Raw genomic sequence first — 16,367 nt, forward strand, 5'->3', positions numbered from 1 at the left:
CGTTGAGAAAAACGAACCGACAATGATACGTCGCGCTGCGCAAGGAAGCTTTACTGCATCAGGTCACCACAACCAACGGCACACCGCGTCGCGGATGCTGCAGCACCACCACGTCCTGCTGGTAGACACGCTGCAGGTTGCCCTCGGTCAGCACGTGCGAAGGCGTGCCGTCAGCGGCCACCCTGCCCTGCTCCAGCAATACGATGCGATCGGAGTATCCGGCCGCCAGGTTGAGGTCATGCAGCACCACGATCACGCACGCGCCGGCTTCGGCGCAGGCACGTACGCTGCGCAGGGTGCGCTCCTGGTGGCGCAGATCCAAGGCAGCCGTAGGCTCATCCAGCAGCAGCAACGGCGTGTCCTGTGCCAGCACGCGCGCGAACGTGGTGCGCGCCGATTCGCCGCCGGACAACTGCTGCACTTCGCGCAGGCGCAGCGCCTGCAGTTCGGCAGCATTGATCGCCCGCTCCACCTGAGCCTCATCCACCTGCGGATCCGGCGGGTGCGGCAGGCGCCCCATCGCCACCACTTCCTCCACGCTGAAGGCGAAGCGCACGCCGTGCTCCTGCGGCATCACCGCACGTTCGCGTGCAAGCGGCCCAGCCCTGTAGTCGCGCAGCGGACGTCCATGCAGCTGCACATCGCCACCGTCGGCACGCAGATCGCCAGCCGCCACCCCCAGCAGGGTCGACTTGCCGGCACCGTTGGGCCCCACCAGCGCCGTTACCGTGCCCGGCTCGAATGCGAGGGTGATGCCATGCAGGATCTCGCGCTGCTGGCGACGCACCACCACGTCGCGCAGTTGCAGGAAGGCGCTCATGCGGCCGCCTTGCGGCGCTGCTGCAGCACCAGCCAGAGGAAGAACGGCGCGCCCAGTGCGGCGGAGAACAGGCCCAGCGGAATCTCGGCAGGCGGGTCCAGGGTGCGCGCCGCAGTGTCGGCCACCACGATCAGCAGTGCACCCAGCAGACCCGACAACGGCAGCAGCCAGCGGTGGCCAGGGCCAACCAGCAGGCGCGCCACGTGCGGCACCACCAAGCCGACGAAACTGATCGAGCCGGCGAACGCTACCGCCGCGCCGACCAGCAGCGCACTGAAGGCCACCAGCAGGCGCCGTGTGCGCGCCACGTCCAGCCCCAGATGCTGTGCCTGGCGCTCGCCGAGCGCCAGCATGTCCAGCGGCGTGGCCAAGCGATGCAGTGCGAACGCGCCGATGGCGAACAGCGGCAGCACCGCCACCACGTCGGCCCAGTTCGCGCGCGCCAGCGAGCCCATCTGCCAGAACACCAGCGATTGCAGCTCGCTTTCGTTGGCGATGTAGGTCAGGAAGCCGATCAGTGCCGAACAGAACGCGGCCATCGCAATGCCCACCAGCAACAGCGTGGCATTGCCACTGCCCTTGCCCGGCCGCGCCAGCGCGTAGGTCAGCCCGATCGCGGCGGCACCGCCGCCGAAGGCCGCCACCGGCACCAGCCAGCCGGCTGCACCCGCAGCGCCCAGCACGATCGCCGCCACGGCACCCAGCGCGGCGCCCTGGCTGACACCGACGATGCCCGGATCGGCCAGCGGATTGCCGAACAGTCCCTGCAGGCTGGCACCGGCCATCGCCAGCGCCGCGCCGACCATCGCCCCCAGCAATGCACGCGGAATGCGCAGCTGCCAGACCACGGCCAGGTCACGGCTGCTGACCGATTGCGGATCCAGCAGGCCCAGCTTCACCGCCAGCGCCTGCATCACTTCCAGCGGCGGCAAGCGCAGCGGCCCCACTGCGAACGATGCCAGCACCGCGCCCAGCAGCGCGAGCAGCGCAATCAACAACATCGTCCGCCCGCGACGGCGGCGTCGATCCGCAGGGCTCATGCCTTCGGCAGCGCCGCCAGCGCCTGCGCCAGGGCCAATGCACCCGCACCGGAACCGATGCTGGCGTACTTCAACTGCGCATCCGGCATCACCCAGACCCGGTTGGCCTGTCCGGCCGGGGTCTGCTTCAGCGTCGGGTAGGCCTTCCACAGGCCTTCGGCACCACCGAACAGCTGCAGGTCGTGCTCGGTCACCAGGATCACGTCCGGCGCTGCCGCGACCACGCCTTCGTTGCTCAGCTGCGAATAGTTGGCCACGCCGGCCTCGGTGCCGATGTTCAGGCCGCCGGCCAGGGCGATCAGCTTGGCCGATGCGCTGTCGGCACCGGCCACGGTGGGCGAGCCGCCCGCTCCCGTCGCCGACACATGGATCACCCGCGGCGCATGCGCCAGGCCCTTGCCGATCGCGGCGGCCTCATCCAGCTGGCGCTGCACCTGCGTGGCCAGGGTCTGCCCTGCGTCGGCCACACCGAGCACGGCGGCGATCTTGCGCACCTTGTCCGGCGCCGGCTGCAGGTCATCGATCACCACTGCAGGCTCGCCCACTTCGCGCAGCTTCTTTGCCAGTTCGGTGTGGCGACGCAGGCTGTTGCCGATGAACAGCGACCCCTGCAGGCTGAGAACCCCCTCCACGCCGGTCGTGCGGTTGAACAGGAACTGGTGCGGTGCGGCCAGGCCTGCCTCGGTGGTGGTGTTGGTCGGCGCGGCGAACACCTGCTTGCCCAGGCCCAGCGCCTCGATCACCGCGATGATGTCGTCACCGCCGGCAATGATCCGGCTGCTGTCATCCACCTCCACATCGGCGCCATCGTCGGAGTGCACCTTGCTCGGCAGCACCGCCTGCTGCCCCGGCAGTGTCGGCACGTCGCTGCCTGCCACCCGCTGCCAACCTGCGGGAAGTGCTCCCGCCTTGGCGGCGGCGGCCGCCGGTGCTGCTGCATCTGGGTTGCCGGCAGACGGCGGCGCTTTGTCGCCACAGGCGGCCAGCACCAATGAAACGGCAATCGGGAGCGCGCACTGGCGCAGGCGGGAAGCGATGTTCATGCAGATTCTCCTTGCTGGCAGGGCGGCGGGGTGCCGCCCTGCCCTGTGGCTTACAGCTGACGCAGGCTGATGCGGGTGATGCGGTCACCCTTCGGATCTTCAGCGCCACGCGACTTGTTCACGGCGAAGACATTGCCCTTGCCATCGGCGCGGACGTGATTTGGGAAGGTGCCGCCATCGAGGTTGCCGACCACCTTGCCATCACGGTCGACGGCAGTGACGGTGCCGGCACCGCGATTGGTGACATAGGCCAGGCCACTCTTCGCATCGAAGGCCACGTTCAGTGCACCGGCGCCGACCGGCACGTCGTGCACGACCTTGCCGCTGGCCACGTCGACGATCAGCAGGTTGTCGGTGCCCTGCGAGGCCACGTAGAGGCGGTTGCGCTCGGCATCGAAGGCAACGCCCGAAGCGCTGATCGAATTGCCCAGATCGATGACCTTGTCGACCTTGCCGCTGGCCACATCGATCACCGCCGCTTCCGGCGTACCGATGCTGACCGTGAACAGTTTGCCGCTGGGCTCATCCAGCACCAGGCTCATCGGCACGAACTTCTCGTCATCCACGCCGGAGGCCAGGGTGATCGGCTCCAGTGCCTTCAGCGTCTTCGCATCGAACACCGACAAATGGTCCTCACCGGCGGCCGAGGCGAACACCTTGCCGTGCGTGCTGTCGACCACCACGTCGCGGGCGTGCGGCACGGCGCCGACCGGGAACTGATGGACCAGCGACAGATCCGCCTGGCGATAGACAGCCACGGTGTCCTGGCGGGTGTTGCTGACCCAGACATTGCCATTGGCATCATCGACGCCCACGCCATACACCGCGAACACCGCACCGTTGGTGCTACCCGGCACCTGCGCCGGGGTGATGGCCTTGGTCACCTTCAGCGACTTCGGGTCCAGTTTCAGCAGCTGCGACTGGGTGACCGGCGGGCGGCCGACGGCCGAGGTCACGAACACGGCATTGCTGGCAGCACTGTAGGCCGACTGGTACAGGCCCGGCACCAGCTTGTTGGACTGGGTGGCGAACTTCGCCTGGCCCGACAGCGGCAGCTGCGGCGACACACGCAGCTTCAGCACGGCTGCGGCGGCCGGCTGGCTGGCGCGCACCACCACCGGATGGGTACCCGGCACGGCGTCGGCCGGAATGGCCAGCTGGGTCTTGAAATTGCCATCGGCATCGACCACCACCGGCTGGCTGTTGAGCACGGTATCGCCACGCAGCAGGCTGACCTGCTGGCCCGGCACGAAGCCACGGCCGGTGACATCGGCGGTGCTGCCGGGAACCACGTTCTCACCGCGTGAGACAACCTGGCCCTTGAAGGTAGCGCTGGCCGGCTGGTCGAACACCGGCTGTGCGCTGGCGGTCACTGCCAGCAGCAGGCCGGCGGCCAGGGAAGTGAGGCGGAAAGACGGACGGAATGACATGGAAGGCTCCTTGCACACGTAGGCCGCGCCTGATGGCGCGGGATTCATCGGTTGCCTTGGCCGCTGCACATCGACAGTCCGCCTGGGTAGTGGGGTCGCACGGCACTGCCGTGCGAGGGGGTCATTCGGCGGCGTTGTCTCCACCGGCCGGCGGGCCGTCGGCGGCGCTGCGGTCGGTCACGCCATAAAGCTCGTGCAGCGCCGCGTGGAAGGACGCCGGCAGCATCGGGCCATGGCCCAGGCCTGGGAACTCGCGATACTGCACGCTCAGCCCCGGCACCTTGCCCAGGCGCTCGGACAGCTGCATCGCCGCATCCGGAGTGGCGCCACCAATGCGGCGCAGATGCGCGACCACGCGCGGATTGCTCATGTCGCGCTTGCCACGGTCGCCGACGCGCTCGGCACCGCCCAGCATCAGCCACACCTTTGCTGGCTGGCCGTGCACGTTCTGCACGAACTGCTGCTCGATGTCACCCAGCGGCGCACCCTGGCTCCACCACAATGACGGACTGGCACTGAGGTAGTACTGGAAGGCGGCCGGACGGGTGTACAGGCTGCTGAGCACGAACAGGCCGCCCAGCGAATGGCCCCACAGGGCCTGCTGCTGGCGATCGATGTTGGCGCGGCGTTCCACTTCGGGCTTGATGCGACGCTCCATCATGTCCAGGAAGGCCGCTGCGCCGCCGCCGACAGCCTGCGTCCTGCCGCTTTCATCATCGGCGCGATCGATCCATGCGGTGTAGTCGCGGGTACGCGACGCCGAATCGATGCGCAGGTCGTTGTCGTAGCCGATCAGCACCAGCACCGGCGGCGCCTTGCGTGCGGCCAGCTCGGCCAGCAGCGGCTGGTCCAGCACCATCGCCACGGCGTTGCCGTCCAGTGCGTACAGCACCGGCGATGGCGCCTTGGGGGCCTTGGCCGGAATCGCCACATTCACCCGCCAACGACGCTGCTGGTCGGGGCTGTCGATCACGAAACGCTCGAAGCGATAGCTGGCCGCCGGTGCATCGAGCACCGTCTGGCCCATCTTCTGCAGCGGATTGCGTTGCTGCGCGTATGCGTACGGGGTAGCCAGGAGCAGGCCCATCATCAAGGCGGCCAGGCCGGACAGCAGCGGGCCGCGGCGCGGAGGCAGGACGGAAGACTTCATCAGTGACGGCGAAAGCGGCACACGGCCACCGGTTCACAAGGGACCGCAGTCTACCTTAAACGCGAATGATTATCACATCGATCAAACGTCACGCTATGTATCACGCGCGCGACAGTGCGTACGCCAGCGCTTGCACCGGAAGTCCGGGTTCCTCTACTTTGCTGCCATCGGGGCGCAGGAATCGCCCCGCCCTTGCGGGTGGCTGCCTGGCCCCCGCCCATCAGCTCCACAACCACCATGGGATCGGATCCCATGATTGTGAGAACCCCTTGAAGCACAAAGCACTGATCGCACTCGTCGCCGGACTTCTGGCCCCGCTGGCCGGCCATGCCGCGCCGAGCCTGGCCGGGCTGTATTCGGCCTATGAAGAGGCCGGCTATTCCTCCCTCGGGCTGGAACAGCTCAACCAGACCGTACAGTTCACGGCAGTGAGCCTGGGCGCCTCCAGCAACCTGCAGGGCGAGCCGGTCCGTGAGGCGGGCGATGAGGATGGCCAGGTGCTGGCCCGCCTGACCGCCTCCGACGACGAGCAGAACGCCAAGCTTGCAGCGATGGAGGAAGGCGTCACCTTCACCGCCAGCTGCACACTGCAGTTCAGTTCGGGATCGGATTACCTGGCGCTGGGCGACTGCGTTCTGCAGTAATCGGTTCGGCACCGCCGACAGCAGCGCAGAAACAACGAAGCCGGCCTTGGGCCGGCTTCGTTGCATCGGGCCGAAACCCGTTGACTCAGGGGCCGGCGGGCACCGGACCGTACGGGTTGTCCTGCGGCGTACCCGGCAGCAGCGCAAAGATCAGGATCACCACGCCACCGCCCGGCACCAGCGCCAGCAGGTACAGCCACCCTGACTGGTTGCAGTCATGCAGGCGGCGCACGGTCACCGCGATCAGCGGCACGATCGTGGCCAGCCAGAGCGCACCCACCAGTGCCACCGCGCCGATCGTGATCCCGGCCATCCAGCTGGAATCAGCGTCCAGCACGAGGCCGGCAACGAGCGCCACTGTCAGCGCAATCACGCATACCGCGGCTCCCGCAAGCAGCAGGAACAGCTGGAACATCCAGTACTCGCGGCGGTTGGCGCGGCCTTCGAACTGGGCGTAGCGCTTCAACGGCAGAATCATTTCCTGCACGGCATCGTTCCTTGAAAAACAAGCCGCGCAGTCTGCCAAATGCATGCGGGCGGAGCAATGCGCCGCCTTGCCACACGCAGACGACTACGCGCCCTTGGCCGCCCTCGCCGCCTCACGCTCGGCACGCAGCCGGTCGAGCTTTTCCTTCAACTTGATCTCCAGCCCGCGCGGCACCGGGTTGTAATACACCCGCTCGCCCATCGCATCGGGGAAACCGGTCTGGTCCAGCGCGATGCCGCCCTCGGCATCGTGGTCGTACTGATACTCGGCACCGTAGCCCAGCTCCTTCATCAGCTTGGTCGGTGCATTGCGCAGGTGCAGCGGCACTTCTTCGGTACCACTGTCGCGCACATCGGCCTTGGCCTGGTTGAAGGCGGCATAGCCGGCATTCGACTTGGCGGTGCTGGCCAGGTACAGCACCAGCTGCGCGAAGGCGAGCTCGCCTTCCGGGCTGCCGAGCCGCTCGTAGATGTCCCACGCTTCCAGCGCCATGCTCTGCGCGCGAGGATCGGCCAGGCCGATGTCCTCGATGGCCATGCGGGTGAGCCGGCGCGCCAGATACGAGGGATCACAGCCGCCGTCGAGCATGCGCGTGAGCCAGTACAAGGCGGCGTCGGGATTGGAGCTGCGCACGGACTTGTGCAGCGCCGAGATCTGGTCGTAGAACTGCTCGCCGCCCTTGTCGAAGCGGCGGGTGCGGTCGGCCAGCACCTGGGTCAGCGTCTGCGGGGTGATGCGACCACCCTCCCCGCCCGCCAGCTCGGCGGCGATTTCCAGCAGGGTCAGCGCACGGCGGACGTCGCCATCAGCGGCGGTGGCGATCTCCAGCAGCAGCTCGGGCGCGACTTCGATGCGTTCCTCGCCCAGCCCGCGCTCGCGATCACCGAGCGCACGTTCCAGCGCTTCGACGATGTCGGTTGGCGAAACACCTTCCAGCACGTGCACGCGGCAACGCGACAGCAGCGCCGAGTTCAACTCGAACGACGGGTTCTCGGTGGTTGCACCAACAAAAAGAATGGTGCCGCGCTCGATGTGCGGCAGGAACGCATCCTGCTGCGCTTTGTTGAAGCGGTGCACTTCATCGACGAACAGCACGGTGCGACGACCTTCGGCGAAGCGCTGCGCGGCCTCTGCCAGCACCTGGCGCACCTCCGGCAGGCCGGACAGCACGGCGGAAATGGCACGGAATTCGGCGTCGGAGTATTCAGCCAGCAACAGCGCCAGCGTGGTCTTACCGCAGCCGGGCGGTCCCCACAGGATCATCGAATGCACGCGACCGGATTCGACGGCACGGCGCAACGCGCTCTCTGGCGCGAGCAGACGCTTCTGCCCGACCATCTCATCCAGGGTGCGGGGGCGCATGCGCTCGGCCAGCGGGCGCATGTGTTCCCGATCGACACTCAGTAGATCGGGGCCGGGGAATGAAGTGGAGCGATGTCTTGGCACGTGCTCATTGTACCGCGAGAGCGTGCCAACCAAGGTTGGCACCTACCAGGGGCGGTAGTGCCGGGCCCTGCGAGGCGGATCAGGATCGGTAGTGCCGGCCGCTGGCCGGCAGATCAAAGCGTGTCAACCAAGGTTGACACCCACCAAGGCGGTGCCAGTTGACACCCACCAAGGGCGAAGGTTGACACCCACCAGAGCAGATAGCGCCGGGCCATGCCCGGCGACCGCGATCAGTTGCCGATGACGTCGGTACCGGCCGGCGGGGTGAAGCGGAACGTGTTGGCCGCGAAGCTGGGGTTGCGCTTCCAGCCGCTGAAGCTGATCACGGTGCGCTGGCCCACGGCGTCGGTGATTTCCATCTTCGCCAGGCCCTGCGCGTTGAAGCCCAGCGCGGCGTACTGGAAGCTGGCTTCGGTCTCGCGCTTCGGCGACAGCGACAGCCACTGCAGGCCATCGCGGGTAGCGGCCTCTTCGCTCACGTCGTACTGCTGCTCCAGCAGTGCCGGGTTGATCAGCGCGGTCAGCGGGCTGTTCTGCTCTTCCTTGCCCTGCTCGCGCACGGTCGCCTGCTCCAGGTCCGGCTCGAACATCCACACCTTCTTGCCGTCAGCCACGATCAGCTGCTCGTGCGGGCGCACGTATTCCCAACGGAACAGGCGCGGTGCCGACAAAGCGACGCGACCACTGGTGGATTCCTTGACCTTGCCACGGCTGTCGAACACCTGCTGGCTGAACTGCCCATCCAGGCCCTTCAGGCCGGTGGTGAAAGTCTTCAGGTCATCACGGGCGCCGGCCCAGGCGCTGCCGGCAGCGGCGCAGGCCACGGCCAGGGTGGTGGTGGCAAGGAAACGGCGGAGGCGAAGGTTCATGCAGGGATCCTGTGGGCGCGCGGCCAGGAAAGTTGGGTGCCAGTGTGCCCGGCGAAAGATGAATGGGCGATCAGGACGCCATTATGACGCCCTGATCGCTGATCGGCGATTCAGCTGCCAGCGGCCGGCAGCTTGCCGTACAGCACCTGGCCACGGAAGCCGCGGCGTACCTCGCGGAACAGCGCGCGGAACGCGGCATAGTCCTGCGGCTGGCACAGCGCCTCGGCGCCGCGCACCGCGTTCTGCTGCAGGCGGTGATGCACGGTCACTTCCTGGCCCTGCCGGCTCCAGTCGACCCGGTACTCGCCGGCCGCATTGGCAAACCGCTGGCTGCGCGGAATCGCGATGATCGGGGCATTGGCCGGGAACTGCAGGCGATAGGTTTCCTCGCGCAGGCTGGCATTGCAGTAGAACGGCGTCTCATTGTCCGGCGCCGAGGCGCTGGCATACAGCCCGCGTACCGATTCACCACCGGGCGGATCGGGCACGGCCATGCCGCCGGCCACATCGAAGTCCACGTAGTCCTCGGCCTGGAAGGCCATGCGATAGCCAAACGGCCGGGTCAGGTCGACCGGCACACCCTGCAGCTGCAGCTGGCCGCGGCCATCGAAACCGGACGCGGCCATGATCGATTCTTCAGCGCGCGCCCGGTTCTGTGCATTGAGCTGGGCGAACTGCGCGCGCATGCCGATCTCGGCGTTGTCGCTCAGCTGCGGCACCGTCTCGCCACGCAAGTTGCCCTGCGCGTCGAAGGTGAAGCGCACCTCCATCACCGTGGCGTTGCGCTGCGGATCATTGGCCGGCGTGCGCGCCAGGGTGGCATCACGGGTGTGCAGCACCGGCGCACCGAGGTCGCCATCGGGCAGCTGGCCGAAGCGCGCCCAGGCACTGGTCGAATCCAGGTACAGGTCGAACTCGGGCACGTAGGTGATGGCGTGGTTGAAGCGGCCCAGCAGCGGAATCTTCGGCAGCGTCGGGCCGCCACCGGCACCGATCAGCACCGGCGAACTGGTGATGCCCTTGGCCGCCAGCAGCGCCTCGAGGATCGTTACGTGGTCCTTGCAGTCGCCATAGTGGTTGTCGAGGATGCTCTGCGCACTGTTCGGCTCCAGGCCGCCATTGCCCAGGTACACCGCCACGTAGCGGATGTTCTGCGCCACCCAGCGGTACAGCGCATCGGCCTGCGCGCGACGGTCGCTGATGCCGGCGGTGACTTCATCGGCCAGCGCCTGGATCTCCGGGGTGACCTGTGCGGCCGGCCCTGCCTTCAGCTGATAGGCGCGGCCCATCTGCGCCCAGTCGCGATAGGTGCTGGCCATGATGTTCGGCCCGAACTCCCACACCGCCGCCGACCAGTTCTGCGCCTGCATCGGCTCGCGGCGCTGGTAGCGCCAGCGCCATTGCGCCTGGCCGTTCTTCACCACCGGCCGGTCACTGCCCTGCACGCCACGGCTGTCCACGAACATGGGCAGATTGGCCGGCGCGCTGAGGGTCACTTCGGCATCGTCGTACTGGGTGAACACATTGAAGGTTTCCCACAGGCCGAAGTAGCCCGGGAAATAGGGCGTCAGCTGGGTCCGGCGCACCTGGTAGAACAGCCGCGTGCCCGGCGCGAGGTTCGGGAACACGATCACCCGCACCTTGCGGTCGGCATACATCGCCGCCGAGGCACTGGAATAGCTTTCCTGGGTGTAGATGCGATCGGCCGGCACTTCGCGGCGCTGGCCGTCGGCGGTCAGCGTATAGGCGTTGACCACATCCAGCGTTTCCATCTTCTCGCTGTAGCTCAACCGCACCTGGCTGAACTGCTCCACCGCTGCCTTGGCCTTGAGCAGGATTTCGTAGGTTTCAGTCTGCACGTTGCCGGCATCGGCGCGTACCTGGTAGTCGGCGCGATAACGTACAAAGCTGAAGTTGTTGCTGGCCTCGGCATCGCCGCCGGTGGATGGCGGCGCGACTGCGGGTACAGCGGTCGCGGCGGCGTCGGCCAGCGCCGGGCCGGCTGCCAGCAGGCAGGCCAGCGCCAGCGCGCAGGAAACGGGTTGAAGCATGCGTCGGTTCCTTGGACGTCGGGAGTGCGGCAGGGCTTGGCTTACTTCGGCGGCGGCGGTGCCAGCACCGTGCGGTCGCCGTTGTGCTCGGGCGGACTGACCACACCGGCCGCTTCCATGGCCTCGATCAGTCGCGCCGCGCGGTTGTAGCCGATCTTCAGGCGACGCTGCACACCGGAAATCGACGCGCGGCGGGTCTCGGTGACCACGCGCAGCGCTTCGTCGTACAGCGGGTCGGACTCATCGCCGCCGCCGGAACTGGTCTCCGGCAGGCCGGTCGCACCGACCACCACGCCATCGCCCATCGTCTGTACTTCGTCCAGCACGCCGTCGACATAGTCGGCCGGCCCCATTGCCTTGAGGTGCTCGACCACGCGATGCACTTCCTCATCGGACACGAAGGCGCCGTGCACACGCTCGGGCATCGCCGTGCCCGGCGGCAGGTACAGCATGTCGCCGTGACCGAGCAGCGTCTCGGCGCCGGACTGGTCGAGGATGGTGCGCGAATCGATCTTCGAGCTGACCTGGAAGGCGATGCGGGTGGGAATGTTGGCCTTGATCAGGCCGGTGATGACGTCAACCGACGGGCGCTGGGTAGCCAGGATCAGGTGGATGCCGGCCGCACGTGCCTTCTGCGCCAGTCGCGCGATCAGCTCTTCGACCTTCTTGCCGACGATCATCATCATGTCGGCGAATTCGTCGATGAAGATGACGATGAACGGCAGCGTCTCCAGCGGACGCGGCGCCTCGCCCAGCTCCGGGTTCGGCTTGAACAGCGGGTCCATCATCGGCTGGCCGGCGTCCTGGGCGTCCTTCACCTTCTTGTTGAAGCCGGCCAGGTTGCGCACGCCCACCGCGCTCATCAGCTTGTAGCGGCGCTCCATCTCGGCCACGCACCAGCGCAGGCCGTTGGCGGCCTCCTTCATGTCGGTGACCACCGGCGCCAGCAGATGCGGGATGCCCTGGTAGACGCTCAGTTCGAGCATCTTCGGGTCGATCATCAGCATCCGCAGGTCTTTCGGCGACGCCTTGAACAGCAGGCTCAGCACCATCGCGTTGACCGCCACCGACTTGCCCGAACCGGTGGTACCGGCCACCAGCAGGTGCGGCATGCGCGCCAGGTCGGCCACGGTCGAGCGACCGGCGATGTCCTTGCCCAGCGCAAGAGTTAGCGAACTGGCCGACTTGTCGTATTCCTTCGAGCGCAGCAGCTCGGACAGGTAGATCATCTCGCGGGTGACGTTGGGGATTTCCAGGCCGATCACCGACTTGCCCGGGATCACATCGACCACACGCACCGACTTGACCGACAGGCCGCGGGCGATGTCCTTGTCCAGCGAACTGATCTGGCTGACCTTGATGCCCGGCGCCGGCTCGATCTCGAAGCGGGTGATGACCGGGCCGGGGTTGGCGCCGACCACCTGTGCATCGATGCGGAAGTCCTTGAGCTTGAACTCGATCTGCCGCGACAGCGCGTCGAGGGTGTCCTTGTCATAGCCCACGGGTTGCGGCTTGGGATCATCCAGCAGGGCCAGCGGCGGCAGGTCCGAGCCGTCGCCATTGACGCCACGGAACATCGGGATCTGGTTGTCGCGCTTGGCCCGGTCACTCTTTTCGATCACCGGCTCCGGGCGCGGCTCGATCTTCACCGGCTCGCGCTTGGCGCGCACTTCGGCATCGGCCTTCCGCACTTCCTGGCGTTCCTCGCGCAGGACGCGGGTCTGCTGCCATTCGGTGGCCTGCTCCTTCTTGCGCTCCAGCAACGGTGCCAGCGACATCACGCCGCGGCCGATCTTCTCCATCACCACGAACCACGACAGGCCCGTGGCCAGGGTGATCGAGGCCAGCAGCAACACCAGCACGAACAGGTTCGCGCCCAGCGCACCAAAGCCCACGCTGAGCGAATTGCCGACCAGCTTGCCGAGGATGCCGCCTGCATGGGAGACGTCGCCACTGAACAAGCGCACGTGCAGGAAACCGGTGCCGGCGATCAGGAAGCCGACCAGGCCAACCAGCCGCAACGCGGGGTCCAGATCGTTCTCGCCCTTGCTCTCACGCTTGAGGCCGAACATCGCGATCCAGGCAAGCGCGCCCAGCACCACCGGCAGCAGGAAGGCGATGTAGCCGAACAGCTGCAGCAGCACGTCGGCGATCCACGCGCCCGCGCGGCCGCCCATGTTGTGTACCGGCGCAACCACGCTGCCGGTGTGTGACCAGCCCGGGTCCGTCGCTGAATAGGTGAAAAGGCTGGCAGCCAGATACAGCAGCGCCGGCGCGATGGCGATCAGACCCAGGTCGCGCCACAGGCGCTGACGGCGTGGGTTGTCGGTCGTGGCCGCTGCCGCCGAGCGACGCGATGCCTTTTTGTCGTCGGACTTGGAGCGTTCGGGGACCTGCTTCGCCACCTTAGACCATACCTTTGGAATGCGCTGTTAGTGTTTGATAATAAACGAGACGGCGTCAGTTTTCAGTTATCCGTTGCCGCACAAGCGAGGACGGGGCCTGAAACCGCCCGTGGATGGCGCTGTTCTGTTCATCGGCTTGAATCGCCCTGCCCCAGCCGCCACTCTATGACCAGCCAAGGATGCTGTGCAAACATCGCCGCGCCTTGTCCCATCTACCTTTTCGCGAGTCTACATGAGCACCAGCCTGCCCTCCCGCCACCAGCGTCTTGTCATCCTCGGTTCCGGCCCGGCCGGTTGGACCGCTGCCGTCTACGCTGCCCGCGCCAACCTGAAGCCGGTCGTCATCACCGGCCTGCAGCAGGGTGGCCAGCTGATGACCACCACCGAAGTGGACAACTGGCCGGGTGACGCCCATGGCCTGATGGGCCCGGACCTGATGGCGCGCATGCAGGCCCACGCAGAGCGCTTCGAGACCGAGGTCATCTTCGACCACATCCATACCGCGGACCTGTCGCAGCGCCCGTTCAAGCTGATCGGCGACAGCCACGAATACACCTGCGACGCCCTGATCATCTCCACCGGCGCGACCGCCAAGTACCTGGGCATCCCGACCGAAGACGAGTTCAAGGGCCGCGGCGTCTCCGCCTGCGCCACCTGCGACGGCTTCTTCTACCGTGACCAGGACGTGGTCGTGGTCGGCGGCGGCAACACCGCCGTGGAAGAAGCGCTGTACCTGTCCAACATCGCCCGCAAGGTCTACCTGGTCCACCGCCGCGACACCCTGAAGGCGGAAAAGATCATGCAGGACAAGCTGTTCGCCAAGGTTGAAGCCGGCAAGATCGAAACCGTCTGGCACCACCAGGTGGAGGAAGTGCTGGGCAACGAGGCCGGCGTGACCGGCGTGCGCGTGAAGTCGACCCTGGACGGCAGCACCCGCGACATCGATGCCCACGGCTTCTTCGTGGCCATCGGCCACCACCCGAACACCCAGTTGTTCGACGGCCAGCTGACCATGAACAACGGCTACCTGGAAATCCGTTCGGGCCTGGGCGGCAACGCCACCCAGACCTCGGTGGAAGGCGTGTTCGCCGCCGGCGACGTGGCCGACCAGCACTATCGCCAGGCGATCACCTCGGCCGGCTTCGGCTGCATGGCCGCACTGGACGCAGAGCGTTACCTGGATGCACAGGGCAAGGCCAGCTGAGAAGCGAACCTGCTTCTGTAGAGTCGAGCCATGCTCGACTGCGACAAAAGGCCGACGCGAGAGCGCCGGCCTTTTGTTTTCAGTAGCGCCAGGCCATGCCTGGCAAGTACAACACTGTGAAACCGCTTAGGTCAGGACGCAGGATTGATTGAACTCCTGATACTCCGTCACTACGCCATCCGCATCGCGTAGGCGTGTCCGCCAGCGAACGGTTCCGACCCCGTCGCCATTGCAGAGCAATTCAAGCTGCACTGGCTGGCCGGGGTCCATGAATTCCTCGTCCGACGGCGTACAGTTTCCCCCCACGCAAGAGGCAACGCTCAACTCCAGCACCAGGGGATACTGGGGATTGCCCTTGAATGCGACCGGGACAAACCGAGAGGAGCGCACCGGGATCTGTACATCTGCCAGAGGATCGAGGGCCAAGGTCTCGCATGCCTTTCCGGTCGCCCACAAGCGATAGCCTTTCTCAACGCCCTTCATGGCAGCAGACCGGAAGACGGGGTCAAGAAGCGCCTTGGCATCATCCGGGTTCGTGTGAAACGCGGTCTCTACGATGATCGACGGCATGTGCGCCTCTCGATTCTCTCCTTTGTCCAGCGCATGTGGAGCAGGAGCCACCGTGAATGCCCCATGTTCAGGTAACGAGTGAATCAGCTCCTTCATCGAACATAGAACACTCTGTGCAAGGGCAGCATCCATCGGCCTTCCAGGCTGCACGATCACACGAGTGCCTCGCGCGGACCCCGAGGGTTCTCCATTGCTGTGTAGATGAATCGCCACCTCAGCCCGGTGGTGGTTTGCGAGAAGCGGTCGACTGTTGATGTCTTCACGCTCCTCCCGATCCCAAAGCGCACTACCTGCGTACGTATTCCATATCTTTGTCTCGCCCGGATACTGCTCCGCAATTGCGTAGCGCGCAGCTATGGTCCACCACTCCTCACCACTTGGCGGATGAGTCGTCCCCATGGTCTGAACGCGCGGACGGACGACAGGCATCTGGCTCCTTTGCTCGATCACCGCCTTTAGTTCCTCGGCGTACGACGGAGTCAACAGCCCCTCGGAGACGCCATTCCATTCATCCCTCGAGGTCACCCACCGGTTGTCCTTGTAGCTGTAGAAATACCCATGCCCGGCTGCTACGAATGCCATCCCGGAACCAGGTGTTCCACGTATCCGCCGCAGCGCCTCCCCCGCCTCCCGCGCCGCATCGTCCGCAGCCTTTATCTCAGGAAAGTAGTGCTCGATCTCTTTCCCGTCATACAGAAAAATGACACGACTGAACGGCGCCGCCTGCTCGGCCCAATGCAGCAGTCCAAAACTGATCTCGCTTCGCTGATCCTCGAACGACGGTCCGTAATCGGCCGGAAGGAAGGCCCGATCCAAGGCCACGGTCACAACACCCTTGGCGATATCCGCTGACACCTCGACCCGGCGGGTCCGCGCCTGCCCATCCACGAGACGAACCCGCTCCAGGATGTCACGCGCCTTCTGGGTCAACAGAATGTCGAGTCCTGCGTCACGCTCTGCTGCGGCGGGAGGCGCGGCAGCCAGGACGAGGCCAGGTGATAGTGCGCCCCCCAGAAGGGCCAGCAGCACAAAAAGGGTTCTTCGGGGATTTTTCCGGTTCATCGTGACTACTCCTTGTTCGGAATGAATGCACCGCTCCTGCGGCACGCACCAGCCTGTCCGATGCCGCAGCGGCGTTCTTCCAACGCGCGCACACCCCCAAAGGATTCAAACTTTCCTCACTCAAGGCCCGGAACAAACCAACCCGA

General features: G+C 66.2%; 13 protein-coding genes. 2 read left to right on the top strand and 11 right to left on the bottom strand.

What is annotated here, in order from left to right:
- Positions 1-58: 58 nt before the first annotated feature.
- The 5 genes from ABIA73_RS02180 to ABIA73_RS02200 all read right to left on the bottom strand — a co-directional run bounded on the left by ABIA73_RS02180 (position 59) and on the right by ABIA73_RS02200 (position 5,483).
- A complete protein-coding gene (locus ABIA73_RS02180) occupies positions 59-820 on the bottom strand; it encodes a heme ABC transporter ATP-binding protein (protein ID WP_313443680.1) in 762 nt (253 codons plus the stop codon).
- On the bottom strand, positions 817-1,860 hold the full coding sequence (locus ABIA73_RS02185; protein ID WP_025877218.1) for a FecCD family ABC transporter permease: 1,044 nt from the start codon (positions 1,858-1,860) through the stop codon (positions 817-819). Before ABIA73_RS02185 ends, ABIA73_RS02180 begins: the two co-directional genes overlap by 4 nt.
- Positions 1,857-2,903 (bottom strand): heme/hemin ABC transporter substrate-binding protein, encoded by a 1,047-nt coding sequence (locus ABIA73_RS02190; protein ID WP_140226997.1) that lies wholly within the window; start codon positions 2,901-2,903, stop codon positions 1,857-1,859. Before ABIA73_RS02190 ends, ABIA73_RS02185 begins: the two co-directional genes overlap by 4 nt.
- Positions 2,904-2,953: 50 nt before the next feature.
- Entirely contained in the window at positions 2,954-4,333 is a 1,380-nt protein-coding gene (locus tag ABIA73_RS02195; RefSeq protein ID WP_117310388.1) for a YncE family protein, read from the bottom strand.
- A gap of 121 nt (positions 4,334-4,454) precedes the next feature.
- A complete protein-coding gene (locus tag ABIA73_RS02200) occupies positions 4,455-5,483 on the bottom strand; it encodes an alpha/beta hydrolase (RefSeq protein WP_354275374.1) in 1,029 nt (342 codons plus the stop codon).
- Positions 5,484-5,752: 269 nt separating this feature from the next.
- Between ABIA73_RS02200 and ABIA73_RS02205 the strand changes: the two genes are divergently transcribed.
- Entirely contained in the window at positions 5,753-6,127 is a 375-nt protein-coding gene (locus tag ABIA73_RS02205; RefSeq protein WP_354275375.1) for a hypothetical protein, read from the top strand.
- An 85-nt stretch (positions 6,128-6,212) separates the two neighbouring features.
- Here ABIA73_RS02205 and ABIA73_RS02210 read toward each other — a convergent pair whose 3' ends face one another.
- The 5 genes from ABIA73_RS02210 to ABIA73_RS02230 form a co-directional block, all read right to left on the bottom strand.
- Positions 6,213-6,614 carry a DUF805 domain-containing protein gene (locus ABIA73_RS02210; protein WP_080148804.1) on the bottom strand — a complete coding sequence of 134 codons (402 nt, stop codon included), beginning with the start codon at positions 6,612-6,614 and terminating at the stop codon, positions 6,213-6,215.
- Between the two features lie 84 nt (positions 6,615-6,698).
- Positions 6,699-7,997 (bottom strand): replication-associated recombination protein A, encoded by a 1,299-nt coding sequence (locus tag ABIA73_RS02215; RefSeq protein ID WP_223485498.1) that lies wholly within the window; start codon positions 7,995-7,997, stop codon positions 6,699-6,701.
- Between the two features lie 293 nt (positions 7,998-8,290).
- Positions 8,291-8,929, bottom strand: coding sequence for an outer membrane lipoprotein periplasmic chaperone LolA (lolA, locus tag ABIA73_RS02220; protein ID WP_032974810.1), 639 nt, complete (start codon positions 8,927-8,929; stop codon positions 8,291-8,293).
- 110 nt (positions 8,930-9,039) lie between these two features.
- Positions 9,040-10,980: a DUF3857 domain-containing protein gene (locus ABIA73_RS02225; RefSeq protein ID WP_354275376.1), complete on the bottom strand. Its 1,941-nt coding sequence runs from the start codon at positions 10,978-10,980 to the stop codon at positions 9,040-9,042.
- Positions 10,981-11,021: 41 nt separating this feature from the next.
- On the bottom strand, positions 11,022-13,385 hold the full coding sequence (locus ABIA73_RS02230) for a DNA translocase FtsK (protein WP_033831062.1): 2,364 nt from the start codon (positions 13,383-13,385) through the stop codon (positions 11,022-11,024).
- Between the two features lie 232 nt (positions 13,386-13,617).
- On the opposite strand from ABIA73_RS02230, the gene trxB reads away from it, so the two are divergent.
- Positions 13,618-14,589 carry a thioredoxin-disulfide reductase gene (gene trxB / locus ABIA73_RS02235; protein ID WP_025877237.1) on the top strand — a complete coding sequence of 324 codons (972 nt, stop codon included), beginning with the start codon at positions 13,618-13,620 and terminating at the stop codon, positions 14,587-14,589.
- A gap of 126 nt (positions 14,590-14,715) precedes the next feature.
- Here the strand turns inward: trxB and ABIA73_RS02240 are convergent, their stop codons facing one another.
- Positions 14,716-16,221, bottom strand: coding sequence for an N-acetylmuramoyl-L-alanine amidase family protein (locus ABIA73_RS02240; RefSeq protein ID WP_223495063.1), 1,506 nt, complete (start codon positions 16,219-16,221; stop codon positions 14,716-14,718).
- Positions 16,222-16,367: the final 146 nt, after the last annotated feature.

Origin of the sequence: Stenotrophomonas sp. 2694, assembly GCF_040548715.1 — a bacterium.
Taxonomy (GTDB): Bacteria; Pseudomonadota; Gammaproteobacteria; order Xanthomonadales; family Xanthomonadaceae; genus Stenotrophomonas; species Stenotrophomonas indicatrix.